The following is a 15,674-nucleotide window of genomic DNA, read 5'->3' on the forward strand; positions in this document are numbered from 1 at the left end:
TAATTAATTAATAATACCAAATACGTCGCTTTCTTTCATAACGATCAGTTTTGTGCCCTTAATTTCAATTTCGGTGCCTGCCCATTTACCGTATAAAACTTTATCGCCTACTTTTAGCTCTAAAGGATGAATTTCGCCTTTTTGATTACGAATACCATTACCTACGGCTACTACTTCGCCTTGCATCGGCTTTTCTTTTGCAGTATCCGGAATAATAATTCCACCTTTAGTTTTTTCTTCTTGTTCGATAGGCTTTATTGCAATTCTATCATGTAATGGTTTAAAAGACATTTTAACCTCCAATAATTATTAAATCTTTAATATGCACATACTTATATATGTTTTATTTTTGTTAGTTCAAGGGGTAAGAATAAAAATTTTTTTATTAGAGGTCTATTCTTTCTCAAAATCCTCTAAACTAGTGCCGTGTTTAGTTTTACGCCATTTCAAATTCAAAGGGTAGAAAATTATTTCAAATACTGCTTTATATGAAGCTACAGTATGTAATATAAAATAACTAGCCCATAAGATCAAAGCTACTATATCCTGAAATTTTACTTTCCCGCTTTTTAAAGAATTTTTTAATCATATATAGAGCTGTACCATATAGATATAAAAGCGAAAAATACTATTAATAAGCCATAAATAATTAATTATAGATTTTTATTTATAACAATAGAAAATATTATAAAGGGTAAACTCCAAAAATTATAAGTAGATAAGCCGATGAAAATATAAATTGTTATTACTTGCGACAAAGTAAACTTTTGGTATTTTTTTGTACTTTAAATACCAAAAATGTTTACAAAAAGCCTTGAATCCAACGTGATCTTTGATTTAGCAAATTACCTAAACTATTCGGAGCTTCTTTTAGAGTATAGGAATCACGAATAGCTACTTTATAGTTCTGTGAGTCAATTCTTATACCAAGACCGGCATCTTCTGTTACATTATAAACATCCCATCTGCCAAGCTTATTTAATATATCCGTTTTAAAATGATTATTATTACTAGTACCCCCAAGAGATGTAGGAAGTTTTAGCAAACTTAATCCTTTCAAGATATATTCAAACCATAAACTATATTCTATATTAAACATTTTGGTTAAAATATTCTCATTTTTATTATAAAAATTAAGCTTAGCTTGAAGACAAGCATATTCTAGAGGCAAGTTTTTAAACATTGCTAGAGCTTTAAGTAGCTGTTCAGGTTTATCTTCAGCATCATATACTACTAGATACTCGCCACGTGAATATTCTAGAGCACAATTAAGGGCTTTCAGCTTAGTGTTTGGTAGACTTTTTGGAACAGATATAACATGAAAATAAGACGATAAATTATATAACACTATTTCTTTAATCATCAAATAATTGTCATCTTCGATAATAATTTTAACGCCTAGCTTATCTTTTGGACAATTAATTAATGAAATATTTTTAATTATTGACCTTAACTTACTTAATTTTTTATATAACGATACTAAAACTGTATAAACCGGTAAAGCTTTCTGCTCATTTTGAAAAATTTGTGATTCCACCGAATGATTTTTAGTACTACTTGTTTTGTGAAGCGATTCTACCTCTGTCATCCCGCAACTTGATCGCGGGATCCAGTTAAAAATACTAATATTAGTATTTTTAATTATTTTCTGAATACCGTGAAACCACGGTATGACACCGGATACACTTTTCAATCCATATAACCCCACCGAAGGTGATTATCTTACTGTCCTTATAAATAACAGAGATTTTAAAATATTGTGCAAACAATAGCTTATATTATTAGCAACATAAAATAAAACCGGCAGATAAATCAATGTGGCTATAAACACGACGAAAAATATTATTATTTTATTGGTATAATTAATATTCTTAGCAATAATCGGTCCAACTTTAAATTCAAGAACATATTTTGCTTTGATACTAGTTAAATAGGCGAGATTTTTTCTAATAATTTATAAAAATAATATCTCTTGATCAGCATTATAGCTCTAAAAATATTATTACTAAACAATATTTTTAGATCATTTATAGCAGTTTTGTATTACCATGAACATCTTCATATATACAATAACCATTCACTACATAGGCTTGTATATAAGAATAATTATAAATTTTAATATAAGAAATATTGCTTATTAGCGGCAATATTCTATTTTCATATATAATATATCAATCATTAATTATCGATAATTGCTTCTTCGGTCATAGCTTTTAAACTATTAGCTTGTTTTTTACCTAATAAGTTTTATCTCTGATTATCTGTAATATTATATCTTCATTTATACATCTAACCATGCTGAAAAACTTATACCTGATATTTTATATTGCTTATTTGAAAGACTCTGATCCCAAAAATAACCGATTTGAGCAGTTAACAAGTTTCTATTCTCTTTACCAAAATTAATTATCTTTGCAATTCCTAACTGCTCATAAACTGAACTATTATATATAGCCATAATTTTGCCGAGTATGGTATTTTGTAAAACTTGTAAGCATTATGCCATTTTAAATTTAATCCCTTCACAAGTAGAAAAACTATAATACATCTTCTTAGAACTAATATTAATTGAATATCAAAAGCTAAATATATTTTGATTAAAAATAGTAACAAGGCGGATATTTTTAGACATTCCCATTAGTAAAGATATCTCGCCTAAAAAATCTTCTTTAAGTTTTTTACTCTTACTGATTAAAATTTTAGGCTGAGCCGCAATAACAAAATTTTTATCTTTAAATAGCTTCCTTTAAATAGCTTCAATTTATAGTAAATAGAAGCATCCGTGCTTATGTTTTTTTCATTCAAAAATTTATCTTCTTTGTACAAAAAATGTACTCCAATATTTTGATTATCGGTAATACCGTATTCTACAGTACTACTTACAAAGTGCTCTCATATTGATCAGAGGATAATTCTACTATCTTCTGCTCTAATCTTTTTATTTGTCGTAAGATTTTTGCATGCAGACTCGGCTGATCTCTTACTTTTTTGAGGCATCCCCATAGATAAGCTACTCTTGCTATTATATATAAAACGGCTTCTTCTCTTTGCTTTTTCTCGTTTTTTGATACCTTATTAACTTTATTACCCCCTACAATATATCTATATCTTCCCTACTCTAACAACCATACCAAAGCATGTACCTTATTAATATCAAAAATAATTATAAGGCATACTAAACAATAATATAATCTTAATACCATAGCCGCTTAAATTTAAAAAATATACTATGATGGCAATCATAAATTGAGTAGAGAGCTAGGTTAAAAATTTTTAATTGAAGTAGTATATGGAATATTATAGTAATGATTTTATAACTTAAAATTCATTCAAAGAGGAAAATATGAACAATCCAAAATATAGAACTATTACTTTTACCGAAGAAAGTAGAACAGCAAATATTAATATATCCCCTGATAAAATAACCATTGGAGCTAATCAGCGTGTTACGTTTGAAAGCCTAGGCAATGTTGCGGAATTAATCTTAGAACTACATAGTAGTGTTAAAGTAACAGATCTTAATCATAAGGTATTTATAAATAATACCAATCGAGATAAGATAATTATATTATCAGGTGAACATATTGCTTTTAATGATAATTCATACGCTTAATAAATACGTTATTCGCGCGGAAGATTGGTTGTGTGGATACATTGCACCGTCATTGCGAGGAGTAAAGCGATACAGCAATCCAGAGAAATAATAAAAAAATGTTATAAATTATTGCAATGACGGGAAAACTGACCCACTTAGCAACTTTCTAAGATCCAAGCAGTACCTGATTTTGTAGTTTAAATAATTCCGCAGCTCCGCCTTTAGCAAGTTTTAACATTGCTAAAAACTGCTCTTCGGAAAAAGGATTTTTCTCTGCCGTGCCTTGTACTTCGATTAAATTACCGTTACCTGCAAACACAAAATTACTATCCACGTCCGCATCACTATCTTCTAAATAATCCAAATCTAGTACCGCCTCACCTTTATATATACCACAAGAAATAGCCGCAATTTGACTAATTAACGGGTTTACCTTCAAAACTCTCTTTTTCATCAAGGACCTAATAGCTAGGTGCAATGCTACGTAGCTCCCTGTTATTGCTGCAGTTCTAGTACCACCGTCAGCATTAATAACATCACAATCTATGATAAATTGCCTCTCGCCGAGTTTCTTCACGTCAATTACACATCGCATCGCCCTACCTATTAAACGCTGTATCTCTTGCGTTCTTCCGCCTTGTTTTCCGAATGTCGTTTCTCTTTTAATACGCTGTGATGTAGAACCGGGAAGCATACCGTACTCGGCAGTAATCCAACCTTGATTTTGTCCCCTCAAGAATGGCGGTACGGTAGTTTCACAAGTAGCACTACACATGACATGTGTATTACCAATTTTAATAAGACATGAACCTTCCGCATTAATAAGCGGGGATAATTCTAATGAAATAGGACGTAATTGGTTGCTTTTTCTTCCTGACTGTCTCATAATACAATTTGTGCTCCATAAGTAAAAATAAATAGTAGACGAAGTTTAATTTGGAAAAGAGTAAGGCGTTTCATATTGTTGGACCGCAGCGTACATCAACATACGTGAGGATCAAAAAATATAAAACAACAAAACTAATTTTTCAAATTAAACGAGTATACCATTGAAAAAATTTTTATTATATCTATATACATCTCAAAAAAGAACATAAATGTATAAATAATATGGTAGACGATAATATAGAAAATAATGAACAAACAATAAATGATATTGCTGAAGAGATAGTTGAAACGGTAAATCCAGAAGAGATAACAGCGTTAAAAGCTGAGATTGAAGAGCTAAAAGATAAGCTAATAAGAACTACTGCCGAAATAGACAATACAAGAAAGCGTTTAGAAAAAGCACGTGACGAAGCAAAAGATTATGCAATTGCTAAATTTGCTAAAGAACTACTAAATGTTAGTGATAATCTTTCAAGAGCATTAGCACATAAACCGGCAAATTCTGATGTAGAAGTCACAAATATTATTGCAGGCGTTCAGATGACTAAAGATGAGCTAGACAAAATCTTTCATAAACACCATATTGAAGAAATAAAACCAGAAATAGGATCAATGTTCGACTATAACTTACATAATGCAATTGCACAGGTAGAACATCCTGATTATGCACCGAATAGTATTATTACTTTAATGCAATCAGGATATAAAATTAGAGATAGACTACTTCGTCCTGCTACCGTACAAGTAGTTAAAAAACCTTAATACTCGATCAACTTCAAAAATTGGCGTCATCGTTTTACAAGAGCTTCAGTTCTCACGTATTAAGTACTGTGATCTTCGCCTTGTGAACGCCTAGCTCTTTTTAAAGTTGATCTTCATATAGAAAATGAGAAAATATGAATAGAACCGTTATATTTTGGCTAGTTTTTTTAGGGCTTTTTATAAGCGGTTTTATGCTAATTTCAGACGCAGTAAAGCCATTTTTTATTGCATTTATAATATCTTACTTACTACAACCTGCTATAGGTTTTATCGAATCAAAATTTAAAATATCAAATAAATTTGCATCAAGCATAATTTATCTGATATTTTTGAGCATATTTTTCTTAAGCTTAACTATTTTAGTGCCAATAATTTATGGACAAATTTTCACTTTTATAAATAATATTCCAAAATATAACAATTATTTACAGGCAGAAATATTACCGCCTATAATGGTAAAAATTTATTCGATAGAACCTGATATTGCCGATAAAATTAAGAATTCTTTAAGCAATTTTATAAATAGTATATTTACTATACTTGGCAGTATTGCTAATAATTTTTGGCGTTATACTATAATAACTATTAACATATTTGTTTTATTTTTACTTATACCTATAATATTATTCTATTTCCTACGTGATTGGGCTAAAATTATTGCAAACATGAAATCATTATTACCTATAAAAACCCGACCGAAAATCCTTGAGATATTATCGGCAATTAATAATCTGTTATCTGCTTACATAAGAGGACAGCTAAATATTTGCTTATTATTATCTACTTATTATAGTATTGCATTTACCGTAATAGGTATTGATCTCGCTCTTTTACTTGGCATTTTAACAGGATTTTTAGTTATTATTCCTTTCCTTGGTACTTTTATATCGTTTCTTTTAACTCTAATTATCGGCTATTTAACTTTTGGTATAACTACCAAATTACTATATATAATGATAATTTATCTAGTTGGAAATATTTGCGAGTCTTATATTTTTACCCCTAAAATTATCGGTGATAAAATAGGGTTGCATCCTCTTTGGATTATATTCTCAATTTTTGCCTGCGGCAGTTTATTAGGAATTATTGGAATATTTTTTGCTATACCGATTGCAGGAATTACAAAAATTTTACTTTTGAATCTAATTAAATTTTATAAATCTAGCAAATTCTATCGAATAGACAGCTAAACAATTCTTATAACAGTGCAGCAATATATATTTCGTTTTACTACTTCTAATCAATATCATCCTGATGAATTTATTGTTTCTAGTTCTAACGATCAAGCTTATAATATTATAAAAAATTGGCAGCATGGCTTTGGCGTTAACCCTTATAAATTTACTTTATTAATTCAAGGACCTTCTTCGTCAGGTAAAACTCATTTAACCAAAATATGGCAAAATTTAAGCAATGCCTATATTATTAAAGATATTTTTTTTAATGAAGAAATTTCAGAAAAATATAATGCTTTCATCATTGAAGATATTGAAAACTGGCAAGAACCAACATTACTTCATATATTTAATATTATTAACGAAAAACAAAAATATCTTTTACTTACCACATCTGATAAAAGCAGAAATTTTACTTTACCCGATTTATCTTCACGTATTAAATCAGTACTTAGTATTCTATTAAACTCACCTGACGATGAATTAATCAAAATTCTAATATTTAAGCATTTTGCTATTTCTTCGGTAACAATATCCGAGCAAATAATAGATTTTCTTTTATTAAATTTGCCTAGGGAATATTCTAAAATTATAGAAATATTAGACAATATTAACTATTTTGCTTTAATTTCCAAAAGAAAAATAACAACTTCATTAGTCAAAGAAGTTTTAAATAAGTATAATTATAAAACATTGTAACTTTTTCCTTGACTTAAAATCTTCTTAATACCACCTTTCTATAAATTAACTGTTTAGAAAAAATGGGGATACGAAAAAAACAAAAAAGTTTAAACAGAGAACAAAAACAGACTATAGGCATAGGCTTACTATCTATTCGGAAATCCACAGTCATTATTACCACTATTTGTAATATCATTTTCTTGCATCGTTATGGCTAATCTTCCTACTTATACCCAAGTAGGTGTGCTAGTGCCTGGATAGTAACAATATGCCGTATAGTAGTGCAAGGTATGTCATCCATGGGAGCAAGAGTAGGAGCAAAATTATATTTAATGGAATCTGTTGGAGTTCTTAAACACTTTCCTGCCGTAGCATTTGTAGGGGTGTATGCTAGCTTAGTATTAACTGTGGCCCTTGGCGCAGCAACCTTAGTTACATTTTTGGGTAGATGCAGGAATTGCATGAATAGGTAATGCTGCTAGGACTACTTTGCGAGAAACACCGGATTTTGTTGATGCTAAGCGTAGAATACAAGAAACGATAAAAGATAGTAATATAATTGATGTAGCAAAGATAAAAAATAATCCTGTATGGCAGAAAAAGTTAATAAGAAGACTGCAATCTATTATTTTTTAACACAACTAGCACAACCAGTATGGTTTTATTTTGTTTATATTCATTGTAGTAATATACTTAAAGATTTGTTACACTATACCACTGGAGCAGTAACACATTAAAATTTCATTATTTCTATAGTAGAATTTTTTGTAGCACTAGCACTTACGTGTTTATGCCATAAATTTCATCCACTAAAAATTTTAAAAACACAATTAGTGATATTTTTAACTTTTCTTCTATCTAGTCCATCAATATTAGAGAATATAACACAAGGTTAGCAAATTCTCTTAATTCCACTAATTGTAGTTACTTTCTCTCCAAGTGAATTCCCGACTAGTCCAATATTTTATAAAAATTTTCCGGTTTTAAAACGATTTACCTATGCTAGCTTTATATATGCTTATTCAAGAGCGGCTATGTATGTAACTTGCACCTTTTATATATTAGTTATATACTTTATCTTCTTTAGCTAATTCGGTTTTAATTCTTTCAAGCAGAGCAAAAACCTTACAATATTCTTCAAGCTTTTCGTTTATTTTTTGCAGATCATCTAAAGTACTACTAAAATCTTCTTGTATTAAATAGGTTGCTACAGTTTTATTCTGCTCTAATGTTTTAAGCATAATATCTTGTAACAATTTATTATAGTGATTTTCTAACTTAAGCGTATTTGACATAATGATTAATAAATTACGTTGTATCTTAATTAATATATGAATTTTTTAATAATACAATCACTTTTAGTTAATTTATGTTATTATTTATTTCTCTTTGCTCTATTAACACTAATTCATGATAAAGATTTACCTTAAATTTGCATTTTAAGTAATTTATATTAACAAATTTTAATATAATGCCATCCTAAAATAGATTAAAGGCATACAAATAGAGCGAATAAAATGGCAAGACCTATAGAAGAAGAAAATAAATATGCACAATCACTAGAAAAAGATTTAGATATTGTAAAGGCATTATCCAATAATATAGACACAGTACCTAAAAAGCAGCCTCCAATATTTAGAAGTATGGATGATATAGAAGTTATACAAAGGCATAACTTGGAGCATATAATTTCTCAAGAAACAGTAAAAAGTACAGATGATTTATATATATAGAGCAAGAACGGATACAACAATTAATGAGTAGAGGCACAAACGCCTTAACAAACCATGAACAACACTCCAATACTATTTATAAAAGTGAGTATAAAGTACAAAAAATAACTCAAGAACATCCAGTATTATAAATAGTATTAAGACCTCAAAACATGGGATAATATAAAGAAAATAAGCAACGTAACAGGAAAGATTCTTTTTAATAAAACCACAGCTAGCGTACTCGGATTAATAGCAAGTAGTATTATGTTGGCAACTATAGCACCTCTGCAACAGTTCCATTTATGTTTGTATCAGTTGCTGCAATGGCAACATCTATAGTAGGTAAAGCCATAATAGATGTAGTACATACTCACATTGTAGTAATATATTAAAAAATACCTTTGGTTACACCAGTGAACAGATCATACATAATAATTTTTTTAGCTTTTTCAAGTGATTTCGCTCCTAAAGTCTGTATATTATGAATTCTATCAAAAAGTTATTATAAGTGCCGTATTATATCTTTTCTGTTTAATTAATAGATTGAAGCTTTCTTCAGTAGTGATTTTCCCGTAAGGTTTAATTCTAGTTAGGTCTTCTACATATTTCGCTACCTCTGCTCCAAAAATGCCATTAATCATTTCTTCAGTTAATTCTATATCCTCAATAATATCATGAAGTAACACAGCTTGTAGCATTATGGTCGTAAAAAGCTTAGGAACTGCTTCAGCTACAAACTCCGCAAGCATAGTCATCACCTCAATCGGATGGGAGTAATAAGGATCACCTGATTGACGTATTTGAGAACCGTGATATTTGCGAGCGTAGTAAATGCCTTTTTTAACCTCCTCTATATCAATAGGATTTTTTACTTTAGTGTTTAAATTTTCGAGTTTATCAAGTAATTTTTTAGCGTAAACGTATACTTCACACTTTTTTTCCCAGAGCCTATATCTTCCATAAAAGTTATTTTTTATTAATAATAGTTGATTACAATTAAAGCAAAAGTTTAAAAATTGTAATAACAAATAATTTTTTAACTTTAAATAAATTAATAGCTTTTGGTTACATTGTATTTAAACAACTATCATTTTACTTTATTAGCTGTTTTAACTTCCACTTCTTCATGCAATTTATACTTTGCTATTTTTTTGAAAATCTAGTAAAAATAACGGCAAAAGTAATAAATAATGCGGAAAAGAATTACAGTAGAATTCAGAAAGGTGCTGACAAGATAAATTTAAAGGCGAGCGAGCTAGGCGTATATTAATATGTGAGCAAAGGCAATAGTACAAAATTCGCTTGTATCAAGCTTTATGAATTATGCTATATATGAAAGATTCTAAAAAATCGTATGAATCAGGAAATTTATTCAGTGTTATACCATGGCTTGTTGACCACGCTATAGCATTATTACGCGGATCGATTCCGCCTATGTCATCCTAGCTTACTTGACCGCAGGTTCCAAAAACAATAGCCAAGTAATGTAGTAATATTAATACGTAACTATGGCTAAAGCGAGATAAAAAAGATATAAACTGTCATACCAAGACTTGTTCCTGGTATCCAGGCAACCTCAAAAAGTTTTGGATACCGTGATCAAGCCATGGGATGACAAATTAATAGCATACCATTTTTATTTAACCCTAACTATATCAATCTCTAAATGGACAATCTCTTCTCATTTTCTTCTTGTCAACAAATTAACATAAACTTTATTAGACTTCTTCAGAAATAAGGATTTAGAGAGGAATTTGAAAGAGACACTGCACTTTGAACCGGAGCGTACATACTAGTATGTGAGGATGAGTGGTAAGGATCGACATACAAATTACCTCTAGAAGTAGAATTTCTGAAGAGGTCTATTGTATGACATTGAACATGTTTCCTGATTTACACAATAAAAAACTATAACTATAGAAGAACCTGGGAATTTAAAAAATTACTTTGTAATTTTCTAGCAATGGCATTAAATTATTAACTAATATATACTTAGTTAGCATTTCACAAAGATACTGTTTTTCTTAATAGGTTTAACTATTGTAACATTTAAAACTGCAAAGCTTGAGTTTAAGCTCCACTCATTGTTTGATATTTTCGTTGAAATACTAAAAACTTTTGATTGGTGGGCGATGACGGACTCGAACCGCCGACACTCTCGGTGTAAACGAGATACTCTACCAGCTGAGCTAATCGCCCATATTTTTTATTAATTAGTAAAATAACATCATTTATAATTAATAAGAAGTACATAAATAATTTAGCAAAATTTTATTAGTTTTTGCTTTTAGATTACTATAAAGTATCATTTACTTTCGTTTAAACTTTTTATTTGCCTTGATAATCTGCTGATTTTTCTTGAGGCGGTATTTAATTTAATTATATTTTTTTTCACACCTTGCATTATCTTAGACTGAGCAATAGATAAAGCTATATTAGCATTTTCTTTATTACCAAGACTGATTTCATGTACAACTTTCTTTATAAAAGTTTTTATTGCACTAGATCGTTTTTTATTGATTAGAGTTCTTTTTACTGTTTGTCTAGCAGCTTTTTTTGCTGAAGAATGATTAGCCATCACCGAGTCCCTTATATTTTAATTTTTAATTTCTTCATTAGCATCTTGCTGTATATTTCCTTTAGCATTAATATCTCTATCTACAAATTCAATATATGCTATCGGTGCTAAATCACCATAACGGAATCCGGCTTTTATTATTCTAGTATAACCGCCAGGTCTATCTTTATATCTGGTACCTAAAATATTTATAAGCTTTTCTACTGCTGTTTTATCTTTTATTTTTGATAAAACGCTTCTTCTTACCGTTAAATCAGCTTTTTTAGCTTTAGTAATTAGAGTTTCAATATAAGGTCTTAATTCCTTAGCTTTTGGTAAAGTAGTTTTAATTTGCTCATGGGTTACAAGCGCTACAGCCATATTAGCGAGCATTGCTTGCCGATGACTACTTGTTACATTTAACTTTCTGCCTTTAATTTTATGTCGCATTTTTTAGTCCTTAATTATAAGAATCTTCATAACGTTTAGATAATTCCTGAATATTTTCCGGTGGCCAATCCGGTATATCCATACCGAATCTTAAATTAAACTTTGCCAATATTTCTTTAATCTCATTTAAAGATTTTCTACCAAAATTTGGAGTTCTCAGCATATCGGATTCCGTTCTTTTTACTAGATCCCCTATATATATTATATTATCATTTTTCAAACAATTTGCCGATCTAACCGATAATTCCAATTCATCAACCCTCTTAAGTAAATAAGGTGAAAATGGTAAAGCATCAGTTTTAACTTGCTTATCTTCTTCCTGTTCTTCAAAAGAAATAAATAATTGTAATTGCTCCTGTAAAATACGTGCAGCTAAACCTACAGCCATTTCAGGCAATAAATCACCGTTAGTTTCTACCAACATAATTAATTTATCATAATCAGTAACCTGACCTACCCTAGTATTTTCTACCTTATAAGTAACACTCTTTACCGGATTAAATAAAGCATCTATAGCTATTTCACCAATAGGTAAATTATCCTCATAACTATTTGTGCTAAGTACATATCCTTTACCAACCTTGCAAGTTAATTCCATTTCAAGCTGCTTGTCCTTAGCTAGATCACAAATTACATGATCCGGATTCAGTATTTCTACATCATGACCTGTTTCAATCATACCGGCCGTTACAACACAAGGTCCTGTTGCTTTTAATTTCATGATACGTTTTTCCGCAACATACATTTTTACTTCAATACCTTTAATGTTTAAAATCATTTCCGATACATCTTCTTTTACACCGGGTATAGAAGAAAATTCATGTTCTATAGCAGGAATCTTTATAGAAGTGATAGCTGCTCCTTGTAAAGAAGAAAGTAATACTCTTCTCATAGCATTACCGAGTGTTAAACCAAAGCCTCTTTCTAAAGGTTCAACTACAATTTTAGCTTTATTATTGGTTTCTGGAAAATTTTCATAAGCGACTTTATTCGGCTTTATTAAAGTATTCCAATTTTTACTTAACAATAACATTTAATACCTATGATTCTCTTATACTCTTCTTCTTTTTGGCGGTCTTACTCCATTATGAGCAATTGATGATACATCTAAAATTGATGTAACCACAAAATTTTGTCCGAATAAAGCTCTCATTGCTGATTCACGCTGAGCCCCCGGTCCTCCAATCCTAATAGAAATAGTTTTTAGACCATATTCCTTTGCTTTTTCCGATGCTCTATCAATTGTTACTTGAGCTGCATAAGGTGTTGCTTTTCTTGCCCCTTTAAACCCATTACCTCCTGCCGATGCAGAAGAAATAGTATTACCTTGGACATCAGTAAATGTTACTATAGTATTATTAAATGATGCTCGGATATGCACAACACCAAGAGTGATAGTTTTTTTCTTTTTCTTAACTTTAACCGTCTGATTCATTATTTATACTCTATACTTAAACTATTATTTTACAGCTTTTTTCTTTCCGGCTATCGCAATAGCTTTACCTTTTCTAGTTCGAGCATTAGAATGCGTGTTCTGTCCTCTCACCGGCAACTTACGTATATGTCTAAGTCCTTGATAACATCTTATATCTCTCTTTTTCTTAATATTAAGCGTAACTTCTCGTCTTAAATCACCCTCAACTTTATACTCACTTTCAATAATATTACGTAAGCTTACTAACTCTTGATCTGTCAATTCTTTTACTTTTTTATCTTTCGATATTTTTGCTTTATTACAGATCTCTGCTGCAATAGTAGGCCCAAGACCGTAAATGTAAGTTAAACTTACAACTAAACGTTTATTATCAGGAATATTAACACTTGCAATTCTCGCCACAAATAATCTCCAAAATTTTACTAGTAACTAAAAAATAATATAAAAATCTTTGATAAAGTCAATTTATTTTTAGTATTTTCTGTATATCAATTTCTATTTCTTGTTCATTTTTACTTCCATTAACTATATAAAAATTACCACTATTTTTATAATAACCTATTAACGGATATGTTTCTGTTTTATATACTTCAATTCTTTTTTTTATTACTTCTTCATTATCGTCTTTTCTATAATCAAATGTACTTGAACCGCAAATATCACATACATTATCAGTTTTAGGCTGCAAGAAGTAACTATTATATATTTTACCGCAATTTTTACAATTATATCTTCCTAAAATTCTTTTAATTAATAATTCATCTGAAACATCAAAATATATTATTTTAATTTTTTCTTTAATAAATGATTCAAAAAATTTCGCTTGCTCTAAATTACGCGGATATCCATCTAATATGTAACCGTTTTTATATTCAGAGGATAATAAAAAATTTTTGATTACTTGATTAACTATTCCATTAGGGATAAGCTCCCCTTGCTTAACATAATTATTAATTAACTCTGCTTTACTAGTTGATGTTTTAATAATTGTTCTAAATATATCACCGATTGCTATATGTGATAAATCAATTTTTTTAGCTATCTTTTTTCCTTGTGTTCCCTTTCCCGCTCCTGGAGGACCTAAAAAAATTACTATCACTACTTAAGCTCATCTTTAATTTTTTAATTTTACTTTCTTCATTAAACCTTCATACTTACTACTAAATAAGTAAGTTTGAATCTGAGTCATAGTATCAAGTACCACATTCACTACAATTAAAAAACTCGTACCTCCTAAAGAAAGAGAGATTACATATTTATTCATTAATAGCTCCGGAATTACACATATTACACTTAAATATATCCCACCTATAACCGTAAGCCTTGTAAGTATATAATCAAAATAATCAGACGTACTTTTTCCTGGTCTTTTACCTGGAATATAAGCACCGTATTTTCTTAAATTATTAGCAGTTTCTTCAGAATTAAATACTATTGCAGTATAAAAAAAACTAAAAAACATAATTAATGCTACATATAATAAAATATACACAGGTTTTCCATGCCCTAAGTAATAAGTAAGCATGCCCATAGTTTCTGAATTACTATTAGAAAAATTAGCAAGCGTAGCAGGAAATAGTAAAATTGAACTAGCAAATATTGGAGGTATTACACCAGAAGTATTTAACTTGAGCGGCATATGGGTTGCTTCGCCTCCATAAATTTTATTTCCTACTTGTCTTTTAGGATACTGCACCAATAACCTTCTTTGGGCTTTTTCAAAAAAAATAATTATAGCTATTAACACAAATACCCCAATACAAACAGCTATCGCTATTAAAGGCGATAATACTCCTTTTCTTGATAATTCAAACATACTAATAATAGCACTAGGTACTCCCGAAATTATACCTATAAATATAATTAAAGACGTACCATTACCTATTCCACGTTGTGTAATTTGTTCTCCTAACCACATTAATAGCATCGTGCCTACAACTAAAGTAATTACAGTTGTAACTCTAAAGAAAAAACCTGCTAAAATTACTACAGGACCGGTATTTGTTACAATCGACTCTAAACTTATAGCAACTCCATAAGCCTGAAAAGCAGCAAGCAGAACTGTTAAATATCTCGATAGCTGATTTACTTTTCTTTTGCCGACTTCCCCTTCTTTTTTTAAATTTTCCAAAGGTTTATATGCAACCGACATTAATTGGATAATAATTGAGGCGGTAATATATGGCATAATTGCTAAAGCAAAAATGGACATTCTACCTAGTGACCCTCCGGATAGCATATTAAACATTCCGAGTATTCCAGATTGATTCTTTGCAGCCACACTACTTAAAGCAATGGAATCTATACCAGGTATAGGTACAAAAGCCCCAAATCTACATACTATAAGAATGAGAATAGTAAAAACAATGCGACTAACTAAATCATTACCAGATTTTTTAGAAAAATTCTGCCCCAT

18 protein-coding genes, 1 tRNA gene and 2 pseudogenes are annotated in these 15,674 nt (G+C 29.9%); 6 read left to right on the top strand and 15 right to left on the bottom strand.

Annotated features, from left to right (window positions below):
• Positions 1 to 3 precede the first annotated feature (3 nt).
• From QUD19_RS00220 to QUD19_RS00235, 4 genes and pseudogenes are all read right to left on the bottom strand, one after another.
• Positions 4 to 291, bottom strand: coding sequence for a co-chaperone GroES (locus tag QUD19_RS00220; protein WP_014363181.1), 288 nt, complete (start codon positions 289 to 291; stop codon positions 4 to 6).
• A gap of 102 nt (positions 292 to 393) precedes the next feature.
• Entirely contained in the window at positions 394 to 534 is a 141-nt protein-coding gene (locus QUD19_RS00225; RefSeq protein ID WP_498808130.1) for a hypothetical protein, read from the bottom strand.
• A 268-nt stretch (positions 535 to 802) separates the two neighbouring features.
• Entirely contained in the window at positions 803 to 1,693 is an 891-nt protein-coding gene (locus tag QUD19_RS00230) for a glycosyltransferase family 2 protein (protein WP_498808131.1), read from the bottom strand.
• A gap of 588 nt (positions 1,694 to 2,281) precedes the next feature.
• Positions 2,282 to 2,826 (bottom strand): annotated as a pseudogene (locus QUD19_RS00235) (hypothetical protein).
• 517 nt (positions 2,827 to 3,343) lie between these two features.
• Here QUD19_RS00235 and QUD19_RS00240 point away from each other — a divergent pair.
• Positions 3,344 to 3,613, top strand: a complete 270-nt coding sequence (locus tag QUD19_RS00240; protein ID WP_498808132.1) for a hypothetical protein — start codon at positions 3,344 to 3,346, stop codon at positions 3,611 to 3,613.
• Positions 3,614 to 3,761: 148 nt separating this feature from the next.
• Here the strand turns inward: QUD19_RS00240 and rph are convergent, their stop codons facing one another.
• Positions 3,762 to 4,481, bottom strand: a complete 720-nt coding sequence (gene rph, locus QUD19_RS00245; RefSeq protein ID WP_498808133.1) for a ribonuclease PH — start codon at positions 4,479 to 4,481, stop codon at positions 3,762 to 3,764.
• Between the two features lie 224 nt (positions 4,482 to 4,705).
• On the opposite strand from rph, the gene grpE reads away from it, so the two are divergent.
• The 4 genes from grpE (at position 4,706) to QUD19_RS00265 (ending at position 7,737) form a co-directional block, all read left to right on the top strand.
• On the top strand, positions 4,706 to 5,245 hold the full coding sequence (gene grpE / locus QUD19_RS00250; protein ID WP_498808134.1) for a nucleotide exchange factor GrpE: 540 nt from the start codon (positions 4,706 to 4,708) through the stop codon (positions 5,243 to 5,245).
• A 134-nt stretch (positions 5,246 to 5,379) separates the two neighbouring features.
• A complete protein-coding gene (locus QUD19_RS00255) occupies positions 5,380 to 6,435 on the top strand; it encodes an AI-2E family transporter (RefSeq protein ID WP_498808135.1) in 1,056 nt (351 codons plus the stop codon).
• A 15-nt stretch (positions 6,436 to 6,450) separates the two neighbouring features.
• Positions 6,451 to 7,119 carry an HdaA/DnaA family protein gene (locus tag QUD19_RS00260; RefSeq protein ID WP_498808136.1) on the top strand — a complete coding sequence of 223 codons (669 nt, stop codon included), beginning with the start codon at positions 6,451 to 6,453 and terminating at the stop codon, positions 7,117 to 7,119.
• A 471-nt stretch (positions 7,120 to 7,590) separates the two neighbouring features.
• The gene (locus QUD19_RS00265) at positions 7,591 to 7,737 is read left to right on the top strand and encodes a hypothetical protein (RefSeq protein WP_498808137.1); all 147 of its coding nucleotides are present in this window, start codon (positions 7,591 to 7,593) and stop codon (positions 7,735 to 7,737) included.
• 425 nt (positions 7,738 to 8,162) lie between these two features.
• Here QUD19_RS00265 and QUD19_RS00270 read toward each other — a convergent pair whose 3' ends face one another.
• On the bottom strand, positions 8,163 to 8,396 hold the full coding sequence (locus QUD19_RS00270; RefSeq protein WP_498808138.1) for a hypothetical protein: 234 nt from the start codon (positions 8,394 to 8,396) through the stop codon (positions 8,163 to 8,165).
• Between the two features lie 222 nt (positions 8,397 to 8,618).
• Here QUD19_RS00270 and QUD19_RS00275 point away from each other — a divergent pair, with 222 nt between their 5' ends.
• Complete coding sequence (locus tag QUD19_RS00275; protein ID WP_498808139.1) at positions 8,619 to 8,834, top strand: hypothetical protein; 216 nt, start codon at positions 8,619 to 8,621, stop codon at positions 8,832 to 8,834.
• A 412-nt stretch (positions 8,835 to 9,246) separates the two neighbouring features.
• On the opposite strand, the pseudogene QUD19_RS00280 reads toward QUD19_RS00275, so the two are convergent.
• The 9 genes and pseudogenes from QUD19_RS00280 to secY form a co-directional block, all read right to left on the bottom strand.
• Positions 9,247 to 9,777, bottom strand: a pseudogene (locus QUD19_RS00280) (HD domain-containing protein); the annotation flags it as partial.
• A 1,162-nt stretch (positions 9,778 to 10,939) separates the two neighbouring features.
• A tRNA-Val gene (locus tag QUD19_RS00285) sits at positions 10,940 to 11,015 on the bottom strand.
• 106 nt (positions 11,016 to 11,121) lie between these two features.
• Positions 11,122 to 11,394: a 30S ribosomal protein S20 gene (gene rpsT, locus QUD19_RS00290; RefSeq protein WP_392506771.1), complete on the bottom strand. Its 273-nt coding sequence runs from the start codon at positions 11,392 to 11,394 to the stop codon at positions 11,122 to 11,124.
• An 18-nt stretch (positions 11,395 to 11,412) separates the two neighbouring features.
• Positions 11,413 to 11,823: a 50S ribosomal protein L17 gene (rplQ, locus tag QUD19_RS00295; RefSeq protein ID WP_103897619.1), complete on the bottom strand. Its 411-nt coding sequence runs from the start codon at positions 11,821 to 11,823 to the stop codon at positions 11,413 to 11,415.
• Between the two features lie 10 nt (positions 11,824 to 11,833).
• Positions 11,834 to 12,856, bottom strand: a complete 1,023-nt coding sequence (locus QUD19_RS00300; protein ID WP_498808140.1) for a DNA-directed RNA polymerase subunit alpha — start codon at positions 12,854 to 12,856, stop codon at positions 11,834 to 11,836.
• A gap of 18 nt (positions 12,857 to 12,874) precedes the next feature.
• Positions 12,875 to 13,258 carry a 30S ribosomal protein S11 gene (gene rpsK, locus QUD19_RS00305; protein ID WP_498808141.1) on the bottom strand — a complete coding sequence of 128 codons (384 nt, stop codon included), beginning with the start codon at positions 13,256 to 13,258 and terminating at the stop codon, positions 12,875 to 12,877.
• 24 nt (positions 13,259 to 13,282) lie between these two features.
• Positions 13,283 to 13,660, bottom strand: a complete 378-nt coding sequence (gene rpsM / locus QUD19_RS00310) for a 30S ribosomal protein S13 (RefSeq protein ID WP_498808142.1) — start codon at positions 13,658 to 13,660, stop codon at positions 13,283 to 13,285.
• A 58-nt stretch (positions 13,661 to 13,718) separates the two neighbouring features.
• Entirely contained in the window at positions 13,719 to 14,357 is a 639-nt protein-coding gene (locus QUD19_RS00315; RefSeq protein WP_498808143.1) for an adenylate kinase, read from the bottom strand.
• Positions 14,358 to 14,372: 15 nt separating this feature from the next.
• Complete coding sequence (gene secY, locus QUD19_RS00320) at positions 14,373 to 15,674, bottom strand: preprotein translocase subunit SecY (protein WP_498808144.1); 1,302 nt, start codon at positions 15,672 to 15,674, stop codon at positions 14,373 to 14,375.

The organism is Candidatus Rickettsia kotlanii (assembly GCA_030295365.1).
GTDB classification, from domain to species: Bacteria; Pseudomonadota; Alphaproteobacteria; order Rickettsiales; family Rickettsiaceae; genus Rickettsia; species Rickettsia kotlanii.